Source organism: Curvibacter gracilis ATCC BAA-807, from assembly GCF_000518645.1.
Lineage (GTDB): Bacteria > Pseudomonadota > Gammaproteobacteria > Burkholderiales > Burkholderiaceae_C > Curvibacter > Curvibacter gracilis.
In genome coordinates this window covers 58,116-81,114 of the sequence record NZ_JADZ01000012.1, presented here as the reverse complement: position 1 = coordinate 81,114, position 22,999 = coordinate 58,116, and the positions used below count along the sequence as shown (strand labels likewise).

Sequence of the window (22,999 nt, the reverse complement as noted above, 5' to 3'; positions counted from 1 at the left end):
CCTGGATGCCTGCCGTGCCCCCGAAAACCCCCACTCCCCTGAGCCTGCCCGTGCTGCTGCTGATGTCGGTGGCCGCCGGGCTGTGCGCCGGCGGCAACTACTTCAACCAGCCCCTGCTGCATTCGATCGCGCTCGGGCTGCAGGTGAGCGAAGCGCGGGCAGCCCTCACCGTCACGCTGGCCCAGGTCTCCTATGCGCTGGGCCTGTTGCTGCTGGTGCCGCTGGGCGACATGCTGGAGCGCCGGCGCCTGGCCGTCACGCTGATGCTGCTGGCGGCAGCGGGCCAGTTCATCAGCGGCTGGGCCCCCAGCCTGGCCTGGCTGGCCGCCGGCACGCTGATGACGGGCCTGTTCTCAGTGGCTGCCCAGGTGCTGGTGCCCATGGCGGCCACCCTGGCCGCCCCCGGGCGCAGCGGCTGGGCCGTGGGCGTGGTCATGAGCGGCCTGCTCACGGGCATCCTGGGCGCGCGCAGCGCGGCCGGCCTGCTGTCGGCCCTGGGGGGCTGGAGCACGGTCTACAAGGTGGCCGGGGTGCTGATGGTAGGCGTGGCGCTGGCCCTGTGGCGCCAGCTGCCACTATCACGCAACGAAGGGCAGGTCAGCTATGGCCAGGTGCTGCGTTCGCTGGGCACCTTGCTGGCGCGCCACCCGCGCCTGCGCAGCCGATCGCTGATCGGCGGCCTGGCCTTTGCCTCGGTCAGCGTGCTGTTTTCGACCATGGCCCTGCTGCTGTCGGGCCCGGCCCATGGCCTGAGCGACAGTGCCATCGGCCTGTGCGGCCTGGTGGCCGTGGCCGGCGCCCTGATGGCCAGCGTGGTGGGCAAGCTGTCGGACCGCGGCTGGGCGCAGGCCACCACGGCGGTGGGCGCGGGCTTGCTGTTGCTGGGTTGGGGCTGCCTGTGGCTGGGAGCGGCCAGCCTGCCCTGGTTTCTGGCGGGCCTGCTGCTGGTCGACCTGGCGCTGCAGAGCATGCACATCAGCAACCAGAACGTGGTGTACGGCCTGGAGCCGCCGTCGCGCTCACGCCTGAACGCGGTCTACATGACCAGTTATTTCATCGGGGCGGCGTCGGGCTCGGCCCTGGGCTCGCTGGCCTGGCAGCACGGCGGCTGGGGCAGCACCTGCGCCCTGGGCGGGCTGCTGGCCCTGGGCACCTGGGTTGCACTGGCGCTGGACCAGCGGCTGGCACGGGCCCGCCAGGGCACCTTGGCCAGCGGGCCCACGCCCGGGTAGGCGCTCACCAGCGCTGCTGGCGGGTCTTGCGTCCGGGCGCCTTGCGGGCCACGTCGAAGGCCTCTTTGCGGGCCGTGCGTTCGGCATCGAGCTGCTTGCCCTCGGCCAGCCAGCGGGCAAATTCCTCGGGGCTTTCCAGGCTGATGCGGCCCAGGGTGCCGGTGCGGAAGTCGGTGATCACGATCTCCGCCGCCTTTTGCTCGTTGATGCGCCCGCCCGCCAGCAAGGCGCCACGCTTGCGGCCGATGGCGGCCAGCAGGTCTTCGTCGGACATCTCGGCCACGCTGCCGGGCGGCAGGCCCAGTTGGTAGCGCGCCTCGAGCGCCGGCACATAGTGCTGCTTGAGGTAGCTCAGCAACTCCAGGGCCACTTCGGCATCGTCAAAGGCATTGCGCCCCACGGCGCCGCTGGCGGCCAGGTTGTAGCCGCTCTGGGCCACGATGATGCGCGGCCACAGCACGCCCGGGGTGTCGTACAGGTAGAAGCCGTCTTCGAGCACATAGCGCTGCTCGGTCTTGGTGACGCCGGCCTCGTCGGCCGCCTTGGCCGACTTCTTGCCCACCAGGGTGTTGATCAGGGTCGACTTGCCCACGTTGGGGATGCCACAGATCAGCACCCGCATCGGCTTGGCCAGGCTGATGCCCCGGGTGGGGGCCAGCACGCGGCAGGCCTCGACCAGCGCACGCGCCGGGGCCGAGTTCTGCTTGTCCAGCGCAATGGCACGGGTGCCGGGCTGGGCGTTGTAATGGGCCAGCCAGGCCTCGGTGTGCACCGGGTCGGCCAGGTCGGCCTTGTTGAGCACCTTGAGCGCCGGCTTCACCGCCGTCAGCCCGACCAGCATGGGGTTGGCACTGGAGCCCGGCAGGCGCGCGTCCAGCATCTCGATCACCACATCGATTTCCTTGATGCGCTCCCCGATCGCCTTGCGCGTGAGGTGCATGTGACCGGGAAACCACTGGATGGCCATGAGGGGCTGCTTTCTTGTTGTGCGAACGTGACGGACGGGGGCGCAATTCTACCCAAGCGACTACCCAAGCACCTGCCCAAGCCCCGTCCGAAGCGCTTACCCAAGCACCGCCGCCGCCGGCAGCTGCAGGCCCAGTCGATCGGGCGACACGTACTGCTCGCGGTAGGCCTCGAAGCTCAGCACATCGGCCGCCTCGATGGCGCGTTGATCGGCCACCGACTTCTGGCTCAGCGCCAGGAAGCGGGCCTGCTGCTCGAACGACCAGGGCTGGGCCAGCAGCGTGTCGCGGGTGGCCTGCGAGCGCTCGCGCACAAAACGCACAAAGCTGTTGTCGCAGGCCGCCATGCTCTGCAGCACACGGGCCGAAGGGGTTTGCGTGGGGTCGGCCAGCAAGGCGTGCGCGGCGGCCACCGCCTGGCTGTAATCGGTGCTGCGGTGCGCGGCGTCCAGGGCAGCGGCAATCGGCTCGCACTGCGCCAGGATCTCACGCCCCCAGTCGGTCAACGCTTGCTCGCCGCCGGCGCGGCGCAGGGTCAGCCCGGGCTCGCGGCCGCGCGCGGCCGTGTGGTGCTGGTTGTGCTTGAGTTCGGCGATCTCGGCCGGCGTGTCCGGCGGGCTGTCGGCCAACAGGCATTGCAGCAGGAACACATCCAGGAAGCGCATGGTCTGGGCCGTGATGCCCACCGGCACAAAGGGGTCGAGGTCCATCAGGCGCACCTCCACGTACTCGACGCCGCGCTCGCGCAGGGCATGCAGCGGGCGCTCCCCGGGGAAGATGGTGCGCTTGGGTCGGATGGTGCCGTAGAACTCGTTCTCGATCTGCAGCAAGGTGGTGGAGAGCTGGTTGTAATCGCCGCCCGGGTTGCGGATGCCCACCGTCTCATAGGCCGGGTAGGGGCGGGTCAACGCCTCGTGCAGCGAGGCGGCATAGCCCTCCAGGCTGTTGTAGCTGACGGCCAGGGTGGCCTGGGCATCGCTCTGGTAGCCCAGGCGGCCCATGCGCAGCGAGGTGCCATGCGGCATGTACAGCGCACTGTCGCTGAGGGTCTGCAGCTCGTGCTCGCGCCCGCTCACAAAGGTGGGGCACAGCGCCGGCGAGGCGCCGAACAGGTACAGCAGCAAGAAGGCCTGACGGCGGAAATTGCGGATCAGGCCGAAATACTGCTCGCTGCTCACCCCGGGCAGCGACCAGTTGTAGTGGATGCCCGAGATGGTCTGCATGCGCCGCCCATAGCGGTGCCCCAGGCCCATGCGGTACACGCTCTTGGCGCGCCCCACGTTGGACGAGCCGTAGCGCGCCAGCGGGATGGTCTCATCGGTGGGCAGGCCGCAGGGCATGCTGGAGACCCACAGCATCTCGTCGCCCTGCTCGCGCAGCACGCGGTACACGAACTGGTGCACCTGGGTGAGTTCATCAAGGCAGTCTTCCACCCGGGCGTGCGCACTGGTGATCAACTCGACCTGCGACTCGCTGTAATCGGTGGTGATGGAGGGGTGGGTGAGCGCCGAGCCCAGAGCACGGGGATGCGGCGTCAGTGCCAGCCCGCCTTCGGGCAAAGCCCGCAGGCTTTCTTTTTCAATGCCGCGGCGGATGCCACCCAGTCGTGCGGGGGTCAGGGCGTTGAGGCGGGCCTGCAATGAGCTCATGTCGGGGGACCTTGTCTTTGTGTTGCGGCGGAACTTATCACGGTCTGCTGACAGTTGCAGCCACATGGCGCAAGCCAGCCCGCGCTGCGGGGCAAAAATGGGCCGGCCTGCAAAAAAGTCGATTCTGGGCTGGCGCAGGATCGCGCCAAGGGTCATGCATCTTGGTTACCATCGCGACGCGCGCCGGGCCAAGAGCCCCGTGCAGCGGCCCGACCGGGCCCGAATGCCCCAATGCCCCTACCCCAACGGAGATCTGGCCATGGCCATGGACGTCATCGATTACGAAATTCGCGGCGCTGAAATGCAGTTTGTCGAGGTTGAGCTCGACCCCGGCGAGGCCGCCATCGGCGAAGCCGGCAGCATGATGTTCATGGACGCCGGCATCTCCATGGACACGGTGTTCGGCGACGGCAGCGCGCAGCAAGGCGGCTTTTTCGGCAAGCTGCTGGGCGCCGGCAAGCGCCTGGTCACGGGCGAATCGCTGTTCACCACCATCTATACCAACCAGGCCACGCAAAAGCTGCGCGTGGCCTTTGCCGCGCCCTACCCCGGCAAGATCCTGCCGATGGACCTGCGCCAGCTGGGTGGCACGCTGATCTGCCAGAAGGACGCGTTTCTGTGCGCGGCACGCGGCGTGTCGTTGGGCATCGCCGTGCAGCAGAAGCTGAGCACGGGCTTTTTCGGCGGCGAAGGTTTCATCATGCAAAGGCTGGACGGCGACGGCCTGGCCTTTGTGCATGCCGGCGGCACCGTGGTGCGGCGCGAGCTGCAACCCGGCCAGACCCTGCTGGTCGATACCGGCTGCGTGGTGGCCTACACGCCCGGCGTGGCCTTCGAGATCCAGTACGTGGGCAAGATCAAGACGGCGCTGTTCGGCGGCGAGGGCTTGTTCCTGGCCAAGCTGACCGGGCCGGGCACGGTGTGGCTGCAAAGCCTGCCGTTCTCACGCCTGGCCTCGCGCATCTTCGCGGCGGCGCCCCAGCGCGGGGGGGCCAAGGAGGAAGGCTCGGTGCTCGGCGGCCTGGCGGGTGGCAGCCTGCTGGGCGGGCTGCTGGGCGGCAACGACGAGGACTGATGGGCCCCCACGGTCGTGCACTGCGTGTCACTCCCTGCCCCCCAGGGGGGCCGCAGGCCGCCTTGGGGCGGCCCGGCGCCGGCCTGACCGCTTCGTTTGAGGGCTTGCTGGATCGTGAAAGGGGACCTGACGGTCCCCATAGACGCTCAACTTGGTGGCTCTTCGCCTTGGCTCAGCGTTTGGCGGCGAAGGCTTTGCCGACCTCGTTGGTGCCTTGGGCGGCGCCGCTTTGGGGGACTTGCTCGCCGTGGCGGTCGGTCACTTCGGCCAGGCGGGCGGCCAGGCGTTCGGGGGTGTCTTCGGTCAGGCCCAGGTGCACACCTTCGGTCAGGGTGATGTGGGCGGCTTCGTAGGTGCCGGCGCCGGCGCACAGGATGGTGCGGGTGGGGGCAGTCTCGGCGGCCAGCACCAGCATGGCGGGCACCACGGCCTCGGGTTGGAGGGCGGCCAGCACGTCGGCGGGCATCAGGCCTTCGGTCATGCGGGTGGCCGCGGTGGGGGCCAGGCAATTGACGTGGATGTTGTTCTTGGCGCCTTCCAGGCTCAGGGTCTGCATCAGCCCCACCAGGGCCAGCTTGGCGGCACCGTAGTTGCTCTGGCCGAAGTTGCCATACAGGCCGCTGGACGAGGTGGTCATCACGATGCGGCCGTACTTTTGCGCGTTCATGTGGGCCCAGACCGCCTTGGTGCAGTTCACGGCGCCCATCAGGTGCACATCGACCACCAGGCGGAAATCGGCCAGCTCCATCTTGGAGAAGCTCTTGTCGCGCAGGATGCCGGCGTTGTTGACCAGGATGTCGACTCGGCCCCAGGCGTCGATGGCCTGCTGCACCATGGCCTCGACAGCGGCGAAATCGGTCACCGACGCGCCGTTGGCGATCGCTTCGCCACCGGCAGCACGGATCTCGTCGACCACGGCCTGGGCAGCGGTCACCGAGCCACCGGCGCCATCCACCGCCCCCCCCAGGTCGTTGACCACCACCTTGGCGCCGCGCCGGGCCAGCGCCAGGGCGTGCTGTTTGCCCAGGCCGCCACCGGCGCCGGTCACGATGGCCACGCGGCCGGTGAAATCGAGCTTGCTCATGAGATGTCTTCCTTGTCTTGGGGTGGATCGGCAAAAATCTGCAATCAGGCAGTTTAAGAGGCCCCTGGGGCAGCGTCGTGCACGTGGGTGACAAAGCCGGCGGGCTGTTCGCCACCGTCAGAATTGACGCGCACAATGTCGCCCGCCATGTCCAAGAAATCCAAGACCCCTGCCCGCGCCACACCGGCGCCCGCCACCTCCCCGCTGCGTCGCCAGCCAGGCGCCAACAAGCTGCTGCTGCACAAAGGCGTGCTGTGTGCCCTGATCGGCCTGGCCGTGCTGATCTCGCCGCACTTCATCCAGTCGCCCGCGCTGCAACAGGCCGTCGGCGGCTCCTCCCTGGTGGGCTGGTTCAGCCTGGTGCTGGGCCTGGCCTTCGTGGGCCAGTACCTCTGGCAGCGCCGGAGCCGGTGACACGCCAGCACGCCCCGCCCAGGTGGCCCTAGAATGCACCACTTTGATGCATTCGTGCCCCGAAAAAAAATTCTTCCCCGGCCAGATGACAGCGCCCAGGGTGCTGCACACGAGCAATCCTATCAATTTAACCATTTATTCAGAGAAATACGGTAAACTTGATCGATGTGAAAATCTCGCCCGTCCGGGTGCAGTTTTTGCTCACAGCGCCACCATGGCCTCGTACCCTTCATGCGATTCCTGAACCAATCGATCATCGCCTTTCTGATGGTCACGGCCGCTTCCATCGCTGCCGTGCTCCTGTTCACGACTTGGCGGGCCAACCGGCACATGGCCGGGGTGCGGTGGTTTGCGGGTGCTGGCGCCACCGGTGCCGTCGGGTTCTTTCTGGCCACCCTGCCCGTTCCCCACACGGACGGCCCTGATTGGCCCATGCTGATCAACGGCGGTTTTGTGTTCACCGCCTTGCTGATGGTGCTGGAAGGTTCTCTGCGTTTCATGCACCGGGCCTCCAAGCTGCGCTGGCAGGCCGGGCTGGTGCTGGTGCCCGTGTTCGTGCTGCTGAACTGGTGGTACGAAGACGAAATGCTGGCCCAGCGCATCTTCCATGACGCAGCCTATTCGATGGTGGTGCTGGTCGCGGCCTTCACCATGCTGCGTTCCGTCAAGGGTGACGACCGGATGATCAACAGCCTGGTCGCGTTCTTTCTGATGGGCATTGCCGGGGCCATGGCAGCCCGCAGTGTGGTGGCCGGCCAGGTGGACAGCCTGGAGGCCTTGCAGCGGCACCCCGTCCATTCCCTGACCCTGGCCGTGGTGGTGTTGTGCATCATGGGCTGGACCTACAGCGTGCACATGGCCTGCTATGTGCGCTCCCAGGCTTCGCTGCGGCTCATGCTGCACAAGGATCCGGTGACGGGTTTGAGTGGTCGTCAACGCATGGTCGATTTCATGCAACGCGAGATCGCCCGCAGCGAGCGCTCGGGGGTTCGCTTCAGCTACCTGATCGTCGATCTGAACGAATTCCAGCGGGCTGGCGGGTACCCGGACAGTGCCTTGGCCGACGAGGTGCAATTGGCATTCGGCAAGCGCCTGGACGACTACGCCCGTGATGCCGACTTTGCCTGCGCGCTGGGAGACGACCAGTTCGGAGTGGTCTTGCACCACACCCCCACGCAAGAACACCTGCGGGGCGCCGTGGCCCGGCTGCGCCACCTGCTGGCCCAACCCCTCGAGGTGCGCGGCACGCCCGTCCAGGTCGACATCAGCCTGGGCATGGCCATGTGGCCGACGGACGGTCAGACCCTGGAGGCGCTGGAGAACATCGCCCAGCAACGCATGCAGGCCGAAAAGTTCTCCATGTTCAAGCCCTACGTGCAAAGCGAAGGCCTGCGCACCGGCTGAACCACCGCGGGCAGGTCGGCTGATGCCGCTGTTCAGTCCGCGACCGGCCCTGCCCCCGAATAGACCGCCTGCGGACGCTCGCCGGCCAGCGCCTGCAACAGGTTGCTGGTGGCCAGCACCGCCATGGCGTGCCGCGTCTCCAGGGTGGCCGAGCCGATGTGGGGCAAGGCGGTGATGCGCGGGTGACCGCGCAGGGGCGAATCCAGCGGCAGCGGCTCGGTGGCAAACACATCCAGGCCTGCCGCCCACAAGGGGCCGGACTCCAGGGCCTGCAACAGCGCCGCCTCCTGCACGATGGCACCCCGGGCGCCGTTGACGAAGATGGCGCCCGGCTTCATCAGGCCGAATTCACGCGGGCCCATCAGGCCCCGGGTGTGCTCGCTCAGGGGCAGCACCAGGGCCACCACATCCGAGCCGGCCAGCACCTCGTCCAGCGGCGCATGGCGCACCCGGCCCTGCAACTCAGGCGCCTGCGCCGACAGGTCCACGGCGCGCCGGGCGTGGTAGAGCACCGGCATGCCAAAGCCCAGCGCGGCGCGGCGGGCCAGGGCCTGGCCGATGCGGCCGAAGCCCACCAGCCCCAAGGTCTTGCCGTGCACATCGCGCCCAAACAGGTCTTCGCCGATGTTGCGCTGCCAATGGCCCTCACGCACATGGTTGGCCAGCTCGACCAGACGCCGGCTGGTGGCCAGGATGAGCGCAAAAATCGTGTCGGCCGTGGTTTCGGTCAGCACCCCGGGGGTGTGGCACAGCAGGATGCCGCGCTGCTGCAGGGCCGCCAAGGGGTAGTTGTCCACACCCACCGAGATGCTGGAGATCACCTTCAGCCGGGGTGCCCGCGCCAGCAAGTCGGGGGTGATGGGGTAGCTGGAGCCGATCAGGCCATCGGCCTGGGCCAGGGCGGCCTCGAAGGCCTGGGCCTGCCCCGGCTGCCGCGGGTCGGCCACCGTGACCTCGTGGGCCGCCTGCAGACGGGCCAACTGATCGGGCGGCAAGGCGCGGAACACCAGCACCCGCTGGCGCCGGGCGCCCCCTTCGGTCGGCGCACTCACAGCCCGGCCTCGTTCAATTGGGCCCGCGTCGGCAGGCCTTCGGTATCGCCCAGCACCTGCACCGCGCGGGCGCCGATCCAGGCACCGCGGCGCACCGCCTCGGCCACGGGGCGCCCCTCCAACAAGGCACTGACCACGCCCACGGCAAAGCCATCGCCTGCGCCCACGGTGTCCACCACCTCGGCGACCGGAAAGCCCGCCACGCGACCCTGCACGGATTGGCCGGCGTGGCGCCCTTCGTAGTAGGCGCCTTCGGCCCCCAGCTTGACCACCACCAGCTGTGCGCCCTGGTCCAGGTAGAAGCGCGCCATGGCCTCGGGCGTGTCGTGGCCGGTCAGCAGCCGTCCCTCCTCGATGCCGGGCAGCACCCAGTCGGCCAGGCTGGCGAGCTGATTGACCTCGCGCCGCATCACCTCGGCCGAGGGCCACAGCGTGGGGCGCAGGTTGGTGTCGAAGGAGATGCTGCGGCCGGCCGCGCGCATCTGCAGCAAGGTCTCGCGGGTCAGCGCCAGGGTGCTGGGCGAGACGGCGGCAAACACGCCGGTGGCATGCAGGTGGCGCGCCGCCGTGAGCCAGGGCAGGTCAAGGTCGGCCGGCCCCATCTGGCTGGCGGCCGAACCCTTGCGGTGGTATTCGATCGGTGGGTCGCTGCCATCGTCGACCCGGCCCTTGATCAGAAAGCCCGTGCGTTGGCTGGCATCACACACCACGTGCGAGCAGTCGATGCCCTCGCGCCGCATCTCGGCCAGCAAGTAGCGGCCCATGGAGTCGGTGCCCAGGCGGCTGGCCCAGCCCACCCGCAGGCCCAGCCGGGCCAAGCCGATGGCGGCGTTGGTCTCGGCCCCTGCGGTGCGCTTGTGAAAGCCGCTCACGGCCTCCAACGGGCCGGGGCTGTCGGCCACCAGCATCATCATGGCCTCGCCAAAGGTGATCACGTCCAGCGCTGGCGCGCCTGCAGGGTTCAGGGAATCAGTCATGGAAACGGGGAGGATTGCGAAGGATTGCGGAAAATGGCGGAGTCAGATCAACAAGGGGCTTGTCACGCCAGCGCGTGCACCGGCTCAGCACGGGCTTCACGCAGGCGCCGGGCTTCACGGCGCAGCAGGTCCAGCTCGGCCCGCACGGTGGCGATCAGGTCAGCGCCCTGCAAGGGGTACTCGATGGCCCAGGGCACATCGGCCGGCAGGTGGCCCAGCACCGTGCGCCACGGGGCTTGCGACTGGGCCAGCGGCACGGCCACCCAGCGGACCGGCTCGCGCAGCACGCCCTTGCAATGCACATAGCCCACCCGCGCGCCCAGGGCCTGGGCAGCGGCCTGCGGGCATTCGCCCACCCAGTGCCAGTTGCCCATGTCAAAGGTCATGGCCAAGGGCAGGCCCTGGGCTTGGGCGGCAGAGAAAAAGCGCTTCAAGGCGGGCAGGCTGCCGGCCTCGGGGGTCTGGTCGTTTTCGATCAGCAACTCGGGGCCTGAAGGGTGCTGCAACACGGCCTTGAGCGGCGCCCAGCTGTCGGCCGATGCAGGGCCAAAGCCACCGACGGACATCTTGAGGCGAGCGGCCCCGAGCAAGCGGGCCGCCGTCAGGGCCGAACGCAGCGCCGCCTCGTCCAGGGTGCCGTCCTCGCGCCACAACCCGGTGGGGCAGGAGTAGACCGCGTGCAGCCCCCGCGCGGCCAGTTCGGTGGCCAACTGGGGCAGCTCGGTGTCGGCATCCCGCAGCAGCTCTTCACGCACCTCCACGCCCTCGGCGCCGGCCGCAGCGGCCACACGGGTGAAATGCAGCTGGCCCAGGCGCAGCACCTCGCTGGCGCCAAAGGCGCCCAGCGAAATCAGCACCGCAAAGCCGCGGGCGGGGCGGGTCAGGTCGGTGCGCATCATGCGCCCTGGTGCGAGGGCAGGATCTGGCCCAGGAACTGGCGTGTCTTCTCATGCTGCGGGTCGCCAAAGAAGCGCTCGGGTGGGGCCTGCTCCAGGATGCGGCCCTCGGCCATGAAGATCACCCGGTCGGCCACGCTGCGGGCAAAGCCCATTTCGTGGGTCACGCACAGCATGGTCATGCCGTCTTCGGCCAGGCCGATCATGGTGTCGAGCACCTCCTTGACCATCTCGGGGTCCAGGGCCGAGGTGGGCTCGTCGAACAGCATCACCTTGGGCGTCATGCACAGGGCGCGCGCAATGGCCACGCGCTGCTGCTGGCCGCCCGAGAGCTGGCTGGGGTATTTGTGCGCCTGGTCCGGGATGCGCACCCGGCTCAGGTATTTCATGGCCACCTCTTCGGCCTGCTGCTGGCTCATGCCGCGTGAGCGCATGGGCGCCAGCGTGCAGTTCTGCAGAATCGTCAGGTGCGGGAACAGGTTGAACTGCTGGAACACCATGCCCACCTCCTGCCGCACCGCGTCCACCTCGCGCCCGCCGGCGGTCAGCTCATGGCCATCGACCACGATGCGGCCCTGCTGCACCGTCTCCAGGCGGTTGATGCAGCGGATCAGCGTGCTCTTGCCCGAGCCCGAAGGCCCGCAGATCACGATGCGCTCGCCGGGCTGCACCGACAGGTTGATGTCGCTGAGCACCTTGAACTCGCCATACCACTTCTGGACTTGCTCCAGTCGGATGATGGGCGGGGCGTCGGCGCGGGCGTGGGTGGCGTGTTCGGTCATGGCGGCAGGCTCTGGCGAATAGGCAGTAAAGGGTCAGGCGGTCAGGACAGCTTGGGCAGATCGCTTTCCAGCCACTTGCGGTAGAGCTTGTTGAGCTCGCCGTTGGCGGTGTTGCGGGCCACGAAGTCGTTCACGGCCTTCAGCAACTCGGCCTGGTTGGGGCGCAGCGCGATGCCCATGGCCTGCTGCAGCAGGTTGAACTTGACCTCGAAGCTGCCGGCCGGGGCGCGCTTGTTGATCTGGGCCGCCACCGTGACCGAGCAGCCGATGGCATCCACCTGGCCCGACAGCAGCGCCTGCATGGCCGAGGCGTCGTCATCGAAGCGGCGGATCTCGGTGCCCTCGGGGGCCGACTTGGTCACCGCCACGTCTTGCGTGCTGGCCCGGGCCACGCCCACGCGCAGGCCCTTGAGGTCGGCCGCGCTCTTGATGGCCGACTTGGTGGCGCCGAACAGCACGATGGTCGCGGCCGCATAGGGTTGCGAGAACTGCACCTGCTTGGCCCGCTCGGGCGTGATGGCCAGCGAGGCCACCAGCAGGTCCACCTTGTTGGTCAGCAAAAAGGGAATGCGGTTGGGGCCGGTGACGGGCACCAGGTTGACCTTCAGGCCCAGGTCCTTGCCCAGCAGGCGGGCCACGTCGGCGTCGTAGCCGTCGGGCTGGTTCTGCGCATTGGTGGTGCCATAAGGGGGAAAGTCGACCAGCATGCCGACGGTGAGTTCGCCCTTTTTCTTCAGTTCGTCCAGGGTCTGGGCCGAGACACCAGAAGCCATCAGGCCCAGGGCCGAGGCCACCAGCGCGCTGGTGAAGGTGCGGCGGCTGGCGCCTGCGGACAACGAAGGGTTGATCGGGTCGTGCATGAAGGTCTCCTGTTGGAATGGAAGGGGGCGGGAAAAACAAGGGGGTGCTGGCACAGCCTCAGCGCGCCGTGGCGGCGGCCTGGCGGCGCTCCATGCGGGCCGCCAGCAGTGACAGCGGCCAGCACAGCACAAAGTAGATGGCGGCCACCGCGCTGAACACCAGCAGGGGCTGGAAGGTGGCGTTGTTGATGATCTGGCCGGCCCGGGTGATCTCGGTGAAGCCGATGATGGCCGCCAGCGAGGTGCCCTTGATGATCTGCACGCCATAGCCCACGGTGGGCGGCACGGCGATGCGCCAGGCCTGCGGCAGCACCACGTCGCGCATGCGGTTCACATACGACAGGCTGAGCGCCTCGGCCGCCTCCCACTGGCCCCGGGGCACGGCCTGGATGCAGCCGCGCCAGATCTCGCCGAGAAAGGCGCCGCTGTTGAGGATCAGCGCCGCTCCGGCCGCCACCCAGGGGTTGATGTCAAAACCCAGCACCGGGGCGCCAAAAAAGATCAGGAACAGCTGCAGCAGCAGCGGCGTGCCCTGGAACACCTGGATGAACAGGCCGGCCCCCGCCTGGGCCCAGCGCGACTCGCCGGTGCGCGCCAGCGCCACGGCCAGCCCGACCACCGAACCGCCGACAAAGGCCAGCAGCGACAAGGCCAGCGTCCAGCGGGCCGCCTCGAGGATGAACATGAACTCGGCCAAACCGAAACTGCGCATGGGTCAGGTCTCCGTTGCCCGCGGCGGGCAGATCAGGGTGGAGTAACAGAGGGGCATCAGGGAAGGCATGGCGACTCAGCGGCGGTCGGGGTAGTTGAGCGCGGCGCGGTAGATCAGCTTGAACAGGGCCGAGAAGGCCATCGACAGCGCCAGGTAGATCAGGGCCACCACGATGTAGATCTCGAAGCTGCGAAAGGTCTGCGACTGCAGATTGGCGGCCACCGAGGTCAGGTCGTCGGCCGAGATGACCGACACCACGGCCGAGCTCAGCATCAGCAGGATGAACTGGCTGGTCAGCGCGGGGTAGATGGCCTTGAGCGCGGGCTTGAGGATCACGAAGCGGAAGATCTCCCAGCGCTTGAGGTTCAGCGCCAGCCCGGCCTCGATCTGGCCGCGCGGGATGGACTCGATGCCGGCGCGGATGATCTCGGTGGCGTAGGCCCCCAGGTTGATCACCATGGCCGTGAGGGCTGCGGTGTAGGCGCTCCAGCGCAGACCGATGGCCGGCAAGGCAAAGAAAAAGAAGAACAGCTGCACCAGAAACGGCGTGTTGCGGATCAACTCGATGTAGGCCTGGATCACCCAGCGCAGCGGGCGCGGGCCGGCGGTCTTGCCCCAGGCGCACAAAATGGCCAGCCCCAGGCCCAGCGCCATGGCCAGCAGGGACAGCTGCACCGTGATCCAGGTGCCCTTGAGCAGCAGCGGCCAGGCGGCCAGCACATCGGCAAATTGAAAGCTGTAGTTCACGTTCGATCCGATTGAAATGGGAACCGGGGTCAGAGGGCAAGGCTCAGGCCAGACACAACCTGAAACCGTTTTCAGCAAGTTTAAGAAACCGGTTTCAGGTTTCCATGGGTGAAAACCCTGGATGCCCGGATGCCCGGATGCCCAAAATGGCTCAGGTGCCGGCAGAAGGGTCTGCTGTCGAGCCCCGCACTCGCAACTGCCCCGGCAACAGGATCTGGCGCGGCGCCAGGCCCAGGCCGCCCAGGCGCTCCAGCAGGCAGGTGGCGGCCAGGCGCCCCAGGTCGTGCGTGGGCTGGGCCAGGGTGCTGATGCCCGGGCCCACGAAGGGGGCCCAGTCGGGGTCATCAAAACCCACCAGGCCCAGCTCGCGCCCGGCCTGCCAGCCCAGGCGGGCCAGGGCGGCACACACGCGCAGGGTGACCACCGAATTGCTGGCCAGCACCGCCGCGGGCTGCCCGCCGGCCTGCTGGCGGCAGGCCTGCAAGGCCTCGGCCAGGGCCTGCAACTGGGCTTCGGGCGCGTCGTCCTGGCTCTCGAAGGTCTGGCCCTGCAGGGCCGGGCCTTCGTGGCCCGACTGGTGGCAGCCCTCGCGAAAAGCCGCCTCGCGCTCGGTGCGCGAGCTCACGCCCCGCACCGGCTCGGTCACGTAAAGCAGTTGGCGGTAGCCCTGGGCCTGCAGATGCGCCAGCACCGTGCGCATGGCCTGGGCGTTGTCCAGCGACACGAAATCGGCCTGCATGCTGCTGTGGCGCCGGTCCACCAGCACCACCGGGCGGCCCAGGCGCAGGGCCTCGGCCGCCACGCCCGGGTCACGCCCCAGGGTATTGAGGATGAAGCCCTCGACCTGGTAGGAGGCCAGGGCCGCCATGGCTTCGCGCTCACGCCCGCTGTCGTTGCCCAGGTTGAACAGCATGACCAGGTAGCCCGCCTCCTGGCAGGCCTGCTCGGCACCGCGCAGCACCGCCACGGAATAGGGGTTGGTCACATCGGCCACCACCAGGCCGATGAGCCGGGTGCGGCCGCGCTTGAGGGCCTGCGCCATCGGGCTGGGCGAGTAGCCCAGCGCCGCCACCGCCCGCTCCACCCGCATCGCAATGTCGGGGCTGAGCAGGGTCTCGCGGTGGTTCAGAAAGCGCGAGACGGTGGCCTTGGACACCCCGGCTTCGCGCGCCACATCGGCAATGGTGGCGCGGCTGCCGGCAGCGCCGGAGGGGGCCGCTGCGGCGGCCATGGCAGGCTTGGAGGAGGTGGGTGGGGCAGAACGGGGCACGGGCAGGGTCGGGTCAGGCTGGGCAAGCACGGGCCAGGGCCTCCAGGCGCCTGCGCAAGGGCGCAGGCCCGGATACTCTGAAACCAGTTTCAGACCCAGATCTTAGTGCCAGGCCCCGGCCCTGGGCACCCGGTGGAAACCCGCCCTCTCCTCGTCTTGCCAGGCTCAGGCTGCCGCCCTGCGCAAACGCCACAGGCTGGTGACCTCGGCCGAGCGGGCCTTGTGCAGCGGGTCGGTGGGGTCGCTGGCCTTGGGGTGCTGGGGCTTGGCGTCACGCCGGCCCACCACCTCGATGCCCGCTTCTTGCGCCCAGGTCTGCCACTGCTCGCGGCTGCGCAGGCCCAACAGCTCGGCCAGATCGGACAGGATCAGCCAGGCCTCGCCCTCGGGGCTCAGGTGCTCGGCCAGGCCTTGCAGAAAGCCGCGCAGCATGCGGCTGTCGGGGTCGTACACCGCGTGCTCGATGGGCGAGCTGGGGCGGGCCGGCAACCAGGGCGGGTTGCACACCACCAGCGCGGCCTGCCCGGGCGGGAACAGGTCGGTCTGCTGCAGTTGCACCTGGGCCGACAGTTTCAGGCGGTTCAGGTTGGCCCCGGCACAGGCCAAGGCGCGCGGGTCCTGGTCAGTGGCCACCACTTGGCGGGCACCGCGCTTGGCCAGCACCGCCGACAGCACGCCGGTGCCCACGCCGATGTCGAACACGGGCTGATCCGGGCTGAAGCCGGCCGGCCAGGGGGCCTTGGCCACCAGATCGACGTACTCACCGCGCACCGGCGAAAACACGCCGTAGTAAGGGTGGATGCGTGCCTCCGGCCCCAGGGCCGGCACGGGCACGCCCTTCTTGCGCCATTCGTGTGCGCCCACCAGGCCCAGCAGCTCACGCAGGCTCAGCACCGAGGGCTGGCCGTCGGGCTCGCCCCAGACCTCTTGCAAGGCCTGCCGTATGTCGGGTGCGCGGCGCAAAGGCACGCTGTAGTCGGCATTCACCGGCACCAGCACCAGGCCTAACACCCTGGCCCGCTGGGCCTGGCCCTGGCGGTGCTGGTGAAAGGCTTCGGACAGCGTGGTGGCGGGCGCCTTGAGCTTGCGCGGCTTGCGGTCCACGCGCCGCGCCAGCGCCTGCAGCAGCTGGCGGGCGTTGTGGAAGTCGCCCTGCCAGAGCAGGCCGGTGCCCTCGCAGGCCAGGCGGTAGGCGGTGTCAGCGTTCAGGGTGTCGTCGGCGGGTTGCAGGCGGCGCGGCGCAGGCACGCCGGCTTCGGAGCGCCAGCGGGCCTGCTGCGGCAGGTCCTGGGCGTCGGTCCAGCTCAGGCTGGGTGGGGTATCGGTCATGCCGCCATTGTCGCGGCTTGAGCGAAGCCCGCGGGCGCCGCATCGCGCGGAATCACCTGCTGAAGGGTCGAATTCATGGAATCAACGCACATTCTTTCGGCTTTGCACCCAGAATCAGCGCGGGTTGCCCGGCTTCGGCAGGCCGCCCGCAGTTCCAAAAATCAGGAGACAACATGGCTTTCACATTCCCCACCCGGCGCCCCCTGGGCGCACAGGACCGCCGTTGGGCCCAGGCGCATCTGCTGGGCCTGCTGACCCTGGGCGCGGCCCTGGGTGCCGCCCTGCCCGGCCACGCGGCCAGCACGGTGCTGGCCGACCAGGCCCCCTCGGCCGCCTTGGGGCGCCCCCTGCCCTTCACGGTCTACCTGCCCGACGGGTATGAAAAGGCCCAACAGCCCTACCCGGTCGTGTACCTGTTGCACGGGGCCGGCGGTGACGAAAACGAATGGCGCACCAAAGGGGGTGCGGTGGAGACGCTGGACGGGCTGATCAAGCGTGGCCTGATCCGCCCCTCGGTGGTGGTGATGCCGACGGCGGGCCCGGCCTCGTGGTGGGCGGATGGCGCGGCAGAAAAGGCCGGCACGGCCATCATGAACGAGCTGCTGCCCTATGTGGAGGCGCGCTACCGCGTGCAGAAGGAGCGCAGTGGCCGAGCCATCGGCGGCCTGTCCATGGGGGGCTATGGCGCGCTGAACCTGTCGCTGCGCCACCCGCAGAAGTTCTGTGGTGCCGCGGTGATCAGCCCGGCCATCTACGACCCGCTGCCGCCGGAGACCTCGGCCGCGCGCCGCACGCCGCAGTTCGTGCGCAACGGCCAGTTCGATCCCGACACCTGGAAGGCGCTGAACTACCCGGCCGCGCTCGACGCCTACCGGGCCGGTGCCGCACGGGTGCCGATGTGGATCGTGTCAGGCGACCACGACTACCTGGGCATTGCCCCGGTGTCGGCCAACCTGTTCTGGCGCCTGCATCAGATCCAGCCACGGCAGGTTGAACTGCGCGTGATCGATGGCGACCACGAATGGCTGGTGTTCCGCGACGCCCTGCCCGACGCACTGCAGTACGTCGACCAGGCCTGCCGCAAGGGCAGCTGATCCAATCCGGCGGACAGCCGATCGCCCACGAAAAAAAGGCCACTGCACGAGGGCGGTGGCCTTTTGGTCTTGCGACCGAGGGCTTTCAAAGAGCAGCCGAGGGGCCGCGGGGGCGGCCCGGTGTCGGGCTCAGTTCAGGTCGCCGCGCTTGAGGCGGATTTCCTCGAGCTTGATGGCACCCATGGGCGTGGTCTTGGCGGTGTTCAGCTCGCGCTTGAAGCCGGCCAGTTCCAGGAAGCGCATGGCGCGCTCATTGCGCAGCGGCACCCAGGCGGTGACGTTGGTGCAACCTTCTTCGGACAGGCCTTCGCGGGCGGCGTCCCACAGGGCCAGGCCAACGCCCTTGTCCCAGTGGCTGGGCAGCACGTACAGGGCCCAGATTTCACCGGTGGTCGGGCGGGACTTCGGATCGCGCGAGCGGTCGAAGCCGACAAAGCCGACGACCTTGCCTTCATCCATGGCCACTTGGACCTGGGGTTCGCAGTATTCGATGGCTTCACGCCATTGGGCCACGCGCTTGTCGGTGGAGGAGCTTTTCAGAAACTCGTCGGGAACAATGCCTTTGTAGGCGGCTTGGGCAGCCACCGTGTGGATTTCGGCTACGGTCTTGGCATCTCGCAGGGTGGCAGGACGGATCTCAACAGTGGTCAGAGTGCTCATTTAGGATTTATTCTTCGGACGGTCAAAATTTTCGAGAGGCAGGATTGTCGCAGATTGCCCGAAGACACCCCCGGCTTTACCCTGATACCGGAGTTGCCCACGGTGCCGCGCCCCCGTAAAGACGAGGTCTGTGCTAGGACTTGTTAACAGGCCCTACGCGCCCAACCCTTGCTCAGCGGGCGCTGCGCCCCAGCATCTGCATCTGATGCACCAGGCTCTCGAAACGGTGCGGCGAGAGGGTGCCGACCCGGCCGATCAGCGTCTGACGCACCGGTGAAATGCCCATGAAGCCCAGCACGCTGCGACGCATCGAGCGCAGACCATGGCCGCCGTAGAAGCCGCGGTAGAACAGGGCCGGCATGCCCATGGTGACCACCAGACGCGCGCTGCGCCCCTTCAGGCCCGGGCTGCTGTGCCCGTCCGCACCCTGCACCCGGACCAGATCGGGCCGCGCCACCTGCTCCAGAAAGCCTTTGAGCATGGCTGGCATCTCGCCCAGCCACAGCGGGAAAAAGAACACCAGATGCTGAGCCCAGCGCAGCTCTTCCTGCACCGCCACCAGCGCTGCCGGAACGGGCTTGCGCTCCCACTCCTCCTGGCTGCGCACCAGGCTCAGGTCCAACTGGGCCACGCAGACCTGCCGCACCTCGTGCCCCTGCAGTTGCGCGCCACTGGCGTAGGCATCGGCCAGGGCATGGGCCAGGTGGGGGGCCCGGTGATCCGGATGCCCCTGGATGATGAGAATGCGCCGCTTCATATGACAAGCTCCCGAGATCGGAGCCCGGCTGTTCTGACGACCCCGATGCCACCGGACTTCATCCTGCCACCGGCCAGCGACACGGACTTTGACGTCCCTCAACCTGGCGGCGCGGCCAGCGCGCTCAGACGATGCGCAGGCTCAATTCGGGCAGGCCATCGATGTGGCATTCGATCAGGTCGCCCCGCACCACCGGCCCCACGTTTTCAGGGGTGCCCGAGTAGATGATGTCGCCCGGGAACAGCTCAAAAGCCTCGGACAGGCGGCTGATCTGCTCGGCCACCGACCAGATCATGTGGTTGAGCGTGGCCTGCTGCTTGATCTGCCCATTCACCTTGAGCCAGATGGGGCCTTGCGTGTAATGGCCTGTGCGGGCCACGGGGTGGATGGGGCCGATGGGGGCGGAATGGTCGAAGCTCTTGCCGATCTCCCAGGGCTTTTTCTGGTCGCCCATGCCGCGCTGCAGGTCGCGCCGCGTCATGTCCAGGCCCAGTGCATAGCCATAGACGCAATCCAGGGCCCGGTCGATCGGAATGTCGCGCCCGCCCCGGTGCAGGGCCGCCACCAGCTCCACCTCGTAGTGGTAGTTGCGCGTGAGGCTGGGGTAAGGGTGATCGGCCACCGTGCCCGGGGCCACGTACTGGATCGCATCGCTGGGCTTCTGGAAGAAGAACGGCGGCTCGCGGCTGGGGTCCGAGCCCATCTCGCGCGCATGGGCCGCGTAATTGCGCCCGATGCAGTAGATGCGGCGCACCGGAAAAGCCAGGGGCTGGCCGTCGGCCGTGGCCACGGGCACAGTGGTGTGGGGCAGCTCGAAGGCGGTGGCCACCGGCCGCCCGGGCTGGGCCGGCCCCGGGGCGGCGCAGGCGCTCAAGGCCCCTGCGCCCATCAGCAGGCCGCCCTGCAGCCAGCCTCGTTTGTTCAGATCGGTCATGCTTGTCTCCACGTTTGAAAATCGTCGAAAGCGACTGATTCCGACTGTAGGAAACGATTGCCCGCCGGCCTGCGCGTGGGCTTAAGGTTTTCCAGCACAAAGCCGGCCCGGGCAAAACTCAGACCGGGTGTTGCAGGCGCTGGCGCAACTGGTCGCGCCAGGCGCGCGGGCTCAGGCCCATGCTCTGGCGAAAGCGCCGCGTGAAATACGACTCATCGGCAAAGCCCACCGCATGCGCCACCTGCATGACGCGCTGCGAGGTGTGGGCCAGCAGCTCCTGGGCGCGCTCCATGCGGCGCTCGGTGAGCAGCTCGGTGAAGGTCTTGCCGGTTTCCTTCTTGAGCAGGTTGGCCAGGTAGTTGGGCGACAGAAACGCGGCCGCCGCCGCGTCAGCCAGCGTCAGGTCCTCGGCCAGGTGCTCGCGGATGTGACGGGCCACGCGCTGCAAGGCCTCACGCTGGCTGGTCTTTTGCGCATGCTGGGCCGCCAGCCGGGCCAGATCGGCCTCGAACACCTGGCAGGTCAGGCCCAGCAGCTGCAACAGCAGGCCCCGCAACAGGGTGAGGCTGCCATGGCGCCGCTGCGCGTTCTCGCGCAGCATGCGCTGCACCAGGGCTTCGACCTCGGCAAAGGCCTCCGGCCCGAAGGCAAAGTCGGTGTATTCCTGGAACAGAAAGGGCCCCAGCTCGGGCGCCAGGCTCAAGGGCACGTCTTCCAGGTCCAGGGGGTCGGCCTGCAGATCGGGGCGCAAAAAGGCTTGCGAGAAGTTCAGGATCACATAGCGCGAGCCTTCGGGGTGCGAGACCACATGCACCCGATAGGGCAGCACAAAGCTCAGGGTGCCGCGGCCAAAGGGGCGCACGCTGGCCCCCACGGTCTGCTCGCCGTCGCCCTGCAGGCTGACCTGGATCTGGAAATAGTCGTGCCGGTGCGGGCGCAGCAAGGGCGGCCGCACCAGTTGCTCGCGGATGTCGAAGTCGAGGTGGTTGGCCCGCTCGGCCATGCCATAGGTTTTGATGTCGCGGGAGGCGCTCACGGGATCAGACAGAGGCAGGATGAAGACCACAAGACCAGGGCGACCGGTCACGGCCGTCGGCACTCCATGCGCGCGACGGCCCCGAAAAACACCATGTTAGCGGGGTGCGGGCCCTTCAAACGACAAAAACCCGTCCCAGGGGAGCCAGGCCAACCCCGCAGACCCCTGTCCAGCGATTTGCCGGCGCCTTGCCCAAGAAGCCCCCCCGGGCGGCTTGCAAGGGCCTGTTACTGGGGTAAGCCCCGTACCGCGCCAGCGGCTGCGCCCCCTAGATTCGGTCATTTGTTCATTCATCGGGGCGGGTCGTCACGTGTCTTTCAAGTTCTTACCGCATCGGGCGGCTGCGTCCGTGTTGCCGACATCCGGTCTGGGCCGGGCCCTGGTGTGCAGCGCCCTTGTCCTCGGGGGCTGGATCACCGGCCTGCCGATCCAGACGGCCACGGCAGCGGGCGCGGCCGAGGCCGGCGCCGCAGCCCCCGGGCCGACGCCGCTGCGCATCGGCCTGATCGGCCCCTTGACCGGGCCGTCGGCCGATTTCGGTGTGCCCATGGCCAATGGCGTGAAGCTGGCCATTGACGAGATCAACGCCGTCGGCGGCTACCTGGGGCGCCCGCTGGAGCTGATGATCAAGGACGACACCGCCGACCCGGCCCGCGGCCGGCAGCTGGCCGAGGAGCTGGTGCGCGATCAGGTGGTGGCCACGATCGGCTACTGCAACAGCGGGGTGGCGCTCAACTCGATCGAGGTGTTCCAGAAGAACAAGGTACCGCTGATCGTGCCCTGTGCCACCGGCACCGCCCTGACCACCCAGTACCCGGGGCCCGAGAGTTACATCTTCCGCGTGCAGGGCCGCGATGCCTTGCAAGCGCCCTTCGTGGTGGACGATCTGATCAAACGGGGCTGGGACCGGGTCGCCATCTTCGCCGACACCACGGGCTATGGCGAAGGCGGCACCCGCGACGTGATCGCCGCGCTGGCGGCCAAGAACCTCAAACCGGTGCACACGGCCCGCTTTGCGCTGGGCGTGAAAGACCTGTCCGACGAGCTCAAGGCCGCGCGGGCCGCGGGCGCCAATGTGATCTTCAGCTACACCGTGGGCCCGGAGAACGCGGTGGTGGCGCAGGGCCGCAAGGCCCTGGGCTGGAAAGTGCCCCAGGTGGGGCCCTGGACCCTGTCCTTCCCCTTCTTCATCGATGGGGCCAGGGACGCGGCCGAAGGCGCGCTGATGGCCCAGACCTTCATTGCCGAGCCCAGCAATGAGCGCCGCGCCGCCTTTCTGGCCAGCTATGCGCGCAAGTTCAACAGCCGACGCATCCCCGTGCCCATGGCCGCGGCCAATGGCTACGACGCCAGCTACCTGCTGCTGTATGCCCTGCTGGCCATCAACAAGGGGCCCGCCGACGGCCCGGCCATCAAGGCCGCGCTCGAAGGCCGCATGAAGACCTACTACGGGGTGGTGGCCACCTACGACCACCCTTTCAGCCCCCAGGACAAGGAGGCCATCTCGGCCAACATGTTGGTGATGGGCCAGGTGCGCAACGGCCTGGTCACCTTTGCCTACCCCGAGGACGCCAAGCGCAACCTGTTCGTGCAACGCAAGCAATGAGGCGTGGGCCCGCGCGCGCTCAGCGTTGCCAGCACTCTGCTGGGCCGCTGCCGGCAACCGGGCTCAGCACCGAACGCTGCCCGGCCTGATCAAGCACGAAATCACCACAGGGGTCTGAGGCCTGCCCACCCTGACGCTGCGCCGTGAGGATGTAGGCGGCCAGATCGGCGCTGGGCTCATACCGGATGCGGTAGTGGCCCGCCGTGCTGAGGGCCAGGTGGGCCGGATAGGCCGCCGCCTCGGGATACTGGCCGTGGATCGAGGCCACCCGCTCCAGCCACTGAGCACCGCGCAGCAGCGCCTCGCGGGCATCGCTGCGGCGGGCCCGCTGCAGGGTGGCCTGGTACCCCGGCAAAGCCAGGCCGGTCAGCAGGGCGATCACGGCCACCACGACCAGAAGTTCGATCAGGCTGAACCCCTTGGATCCACGGCCTCGGAATGGACCACGCGACATGAACACCCCC

Annotated in this window: 23 protein-coding genes; 6 read left to right on the top strand and 17 right to left on the bottom strand. The window is 68.4% G+C overall.

Annotated elements, in window-relative coordinates; all coding sequences use genetic code 11:
• Positions 1–5 precede the first annotated feature (5 nt).
• Entirely contained in the window at positions 6–1,232 is a 1,227-nt protein-coding gene (locus L880_RS0110045) for an MFS transporter (RefSeq protein ID WP_027475572.1), read from the top strand.
• A 4-nt stretch (positions 1,233–1,236) separates the two neighbouring features.
• Here the strand turns inward: L880_RS0110045 and ylqF are convergent, their stop codons facing one another.
• Together ylqF and gshA are read right to left on the bottom strand one after the other, a co-directional pair.
• Positions 1,237–2,199: a ribosome biogenesis GTPase YlqF gene (ylqF, locus tag L880_RS0110040; RefSeq protein ID WP_019574412.1), complete on the bottom strand. Its 963-nt coding sequence runs from the start codon at positions 2,197–2,199 to the stop codon at positions 1,237–1,239.
• 96 nt (positions 2,200–2,295) lie between these two features.
• Complete coding sequence (gene gshA, locus L880_RS0110035; RefSeq protein WP_027475571.1) at positions 2,296–3,846, bottom strand: glutamate--cysteine ligase; 1,551 nt, start codon at positions 3,844–3,846, stop codon at positions 2,296–2,298.
• Between the two features lie 259 nt (positions 3,847–4,105).
• Between gshA and L880_RS0110030 the strand changes: the two genes are divergently transcribed.
• Positions 4,106–4,921: a TIGR00266 family protein gene (locus L880_RS0110030; protein ID WP_027475570.1), complete on the top strand. Its 816-nt coding sequence runs from the start codon at positions 4,106–4,108 to the stop codon at positions 4,919–4,921.
• Positions 4,922–5,093: 172 nt separating this feature from the next.
• Here L880_RS0110030 and L880_RS0110025 read toward each other — a convergent pair whose 3' ends face one another.
• A complete protein-coding gene (locus tag L880_RS0110025) occupies positions 5,094–6,005 on the bottom strand; it encodes an SDR family NAD(P)-dependent oxidoreductase (protein WP_027475569.1) in 912 nt (303 codons plus the stop codon).
• A gap of 147 nt (positions 6,006–6,152) precedes the next feature.
• On the opposite strand from L880_RS0110025, the gene L880_RS32130 reads away from it, so the two are divergent.
• Together L880_RS32130 and L880_RS0110015 are read left to right on the top strand one after the other, a co-directional pair.
• Positions 6,153–6,419, top strand: coding sequence for a hypothetical protein (locus tag L880_RS32130; protein WP_027475568.1), 267 nt, complete (start codon positions 6,153–6,155; stop codon positions 6,417–6,419).
• A 231-nt stretch (positions 6,420–6,650) separates the two neighbouring features.
• A complete protein-coding gene (locus L880_RS0110015) occupies positions 6,651–7,823 on the top strand; it encodes a GGDEF domain-containing protein (RefSeq protein ID WP_027475567.1) in 1,173 nt (390 codons plus the stop codon).
• 32 nt (positions 7,824–7,855) lie between these two features.
• Here the strand turns inward: L880_RS0110015 and L880_RS0110010 are convergent, their stop codons facing one another.
• The 9 genes from L880_RS0110010 to L880_RS0109970 form a co-directional block, all read right to left on the bottom strand.
• Positions 7,856–8,875, bottom strand: a complete 1,020-nt coding sequence (locus L880_RS0110010) for a 2-hydroxyacid dehydrogenase (protein ID WP_027475566.1) — start codon at positions 8,873–8,875, stop codon at positions 7,856–7,858.
• Entirely contained in the window at positions 8,872–9,852 is a 981-nt protein-coding gene (locus L880_RS0110005) for a sugar kinase (protein ID WP_043329136.1), read from the bottom strand. Before L880_RS0110005 ends, L880_RS0110010 begins: the two co-directional genes overlap by 4 nt.
• 62 nt (positions 9,853–9,914) lie before the next feature.
• Positions 9,915–10,751 (bottom strand): sugar phosphate isomerase/epimerase family protein, encoded by an 837-nt coding sequence (locus tag L880_RS0110000; protein ID WP_027475564.1) that lies wholly within the window; start codon positions 10,749–10,751, stop codon positions 9,915–9,917.
• The gene (locus tag L880_RS0109995; protein WP_051443210.1) at positions 10,748–11,530 is read right to left on the bottom strand and encodes an amino acid ABC transporter ATP-binding protein; all 783 of its coding nucleotides are present in this window, start codon (positions 11,528–11,530) and stop codon (positions 10,748–10,750) included. The genes L880_RS0110000 and L880_RS0109995 overlap by 4 nt, the downstream gene beginning before the upstream one ends.
• 41 nt (positions 11,531–11,571) lie before the next feature.
• Positions 11,572–12,390: a transporter substrate-binding domain-containing protein gene (locus L880_RS0109990; RefSeq protein WP_084461203.1), complete on the bottom strand. Its 819-nt coding sequence runs from the start codon at positions 12,388–12,390 to the stop codon at positions 11,572–11,574.
• 58 nt (positions 12,391–12,448) lie between these two features.
• Entirely contained in the window at positions 12,449–13,102 is a 654-nt protein-coding gene (locus L880_RS0109985; protein ID WP_027475561.1) for an amino acid ABC transporter permease, read from the bottom strand.
• 75 nt (positions 13,103–13,177) lie between these two features.
• Positions 13,178–13,849, bottom strand: a complete 672-nt coding sequence (locus L880_RS0109980) for an amino acid ABC transporter permease (RefSeq protein ID WP_019574398.1) — start codon at positions 13,847–13,849, stop codon at positions 13,178–13,180.
• Between the two features lie 151 nt (positions 13,850–14,000).
• On the bottom strand, positions 14,001–15,080 hold the full coding sequence (locus L880_RS0109975) for a LacI family DNA-binding transcriptional regulator (protein WP_027475560.1): 1,080 nt from the start codon (positions 15,078–15,080) through the stop codon (positions 14,001–14,003).
• A 204-nt stretch (positions 15,081–15,284) separates the two neighbouring features.
• Positions 15,285–16,448: a methyltransferase gene (locus L880_RS0109970; RefSeq protein ID WP_027475559.1), complete on the bottom strand. Its 1,164-nt coding sequence runs from the start codon at positions 16,446–16,448 to the stop codon at positions 15,285–15,287.
• 173 nt (positions 16,449–16,621) lie between these two features.
• Between L880_RS0109970 and L880_RS0109965 the strand changes: the two genes are divergently transcribed.
• On the top strand, positions 16,622–17,542 hold the full coding sequence (locus L880_RS0109965) for an alpha/beta hydrolase (protein ID WP_051443209.1): 921 nt from the start codon (positions 16,622–16,624) through the stop codon (positions 17,540–17,542).
• Between the two features lie 129 nt (positions 17,543–17,671).
• Here the strand turns inward: L880_RS0109965 and L880_RS0109960 are convergent, their stop codons facing one another.
• The 4 genes from L880_RS0109960 to L880_RS0109945 all read right to left on the bottom strand — a co-directional run bounded on the left by L880_RS0109960 (position 17,672) and on the right by L880_RS0109945 (position 20,896).
• Entirely contained in the window at positions 17,672–18,202 is a 531-nt protein-coding gene (locus L880_RS0109960; protein WP_019574394.1) for a GNAT family N-acetyltransferase, read from the bottom strand.
• Between the two features lie 172 nt (positions 18,203–18,374).
• Positions 18,375–18,959, bottom strand: coding sequence for an NAD(P)H-dependent oxidoreductase (locus tag L880_RS0109955; RefSeq protein ID WP_027475556.1), 585 nt, complete (start codon positions 18,957–18,959; stop codon positions 18,375–18,377).
• A 124-nt stretch (positions 18,960–19,083) separates the two neighbouring features.
• Positions 19,084–19,893 carry a fumarylacetoacetate hydrolase family protein gene (locus L880_RS0109950; protein WP_027475555.1) on the bottom strand — a complete coding sequence of 270 codons (810 nt, stop codon included), beginning with the start codon at positions 19,891–19,893 and terminating at the stop codon, positions 19,084–19,086.
• Between the two features lie 118 nt (positions 19,894–20,011).
• Complete coding sequence (locus tag L880_RS0109945; protein ID WP_051443234.1) at positions 20,012–20,896, bottom strand: helix-turn-helix transcriptional regulator; 885 nt, start codon at positions 20,894–20,896, stop codon at positions 20,012–20,014.
• A 382-nt stretch (positions 20,897–21,278) separates the two neighbouring features.
• Here L880_RS0109945 and L880_RS0109940 point away from each other — a divergent pair, with 382 nt between their 5' ends.
• Positions 21,279–22,535 carry an ABC transporter substrate-binding protein gene (locus L880_RS0109940; RefSeq protein WP_027475553.1) on the top strand — a complete coding sequence of 419 codons (1,257 nt, stop codon included), beginning with the start codon at positions 21,279–21,281 and terminating at the stop codon, positions 22,533–22,535.
• 19 nt (positions 22,536–22,554) lie between these two features.
• Here the strand turns inward: L880_RS0109940 and L880_RS0109935 are convergent, their stop codons facing one another.
• The gene (locus tag L880_RS0109935; RefSeq protein WP_027475552.1) at positions 22,555–22,989 is read right to left on the bottom strand and encodes a type IV pilin protein; all 435 of its coding nucleotides are present in this window, start codon (positions 22,987–22,989) and stop codon (positions 22,555–22,557) included.
• Positions 22,990–22,999: the final 10 nt, after the last annotated feature.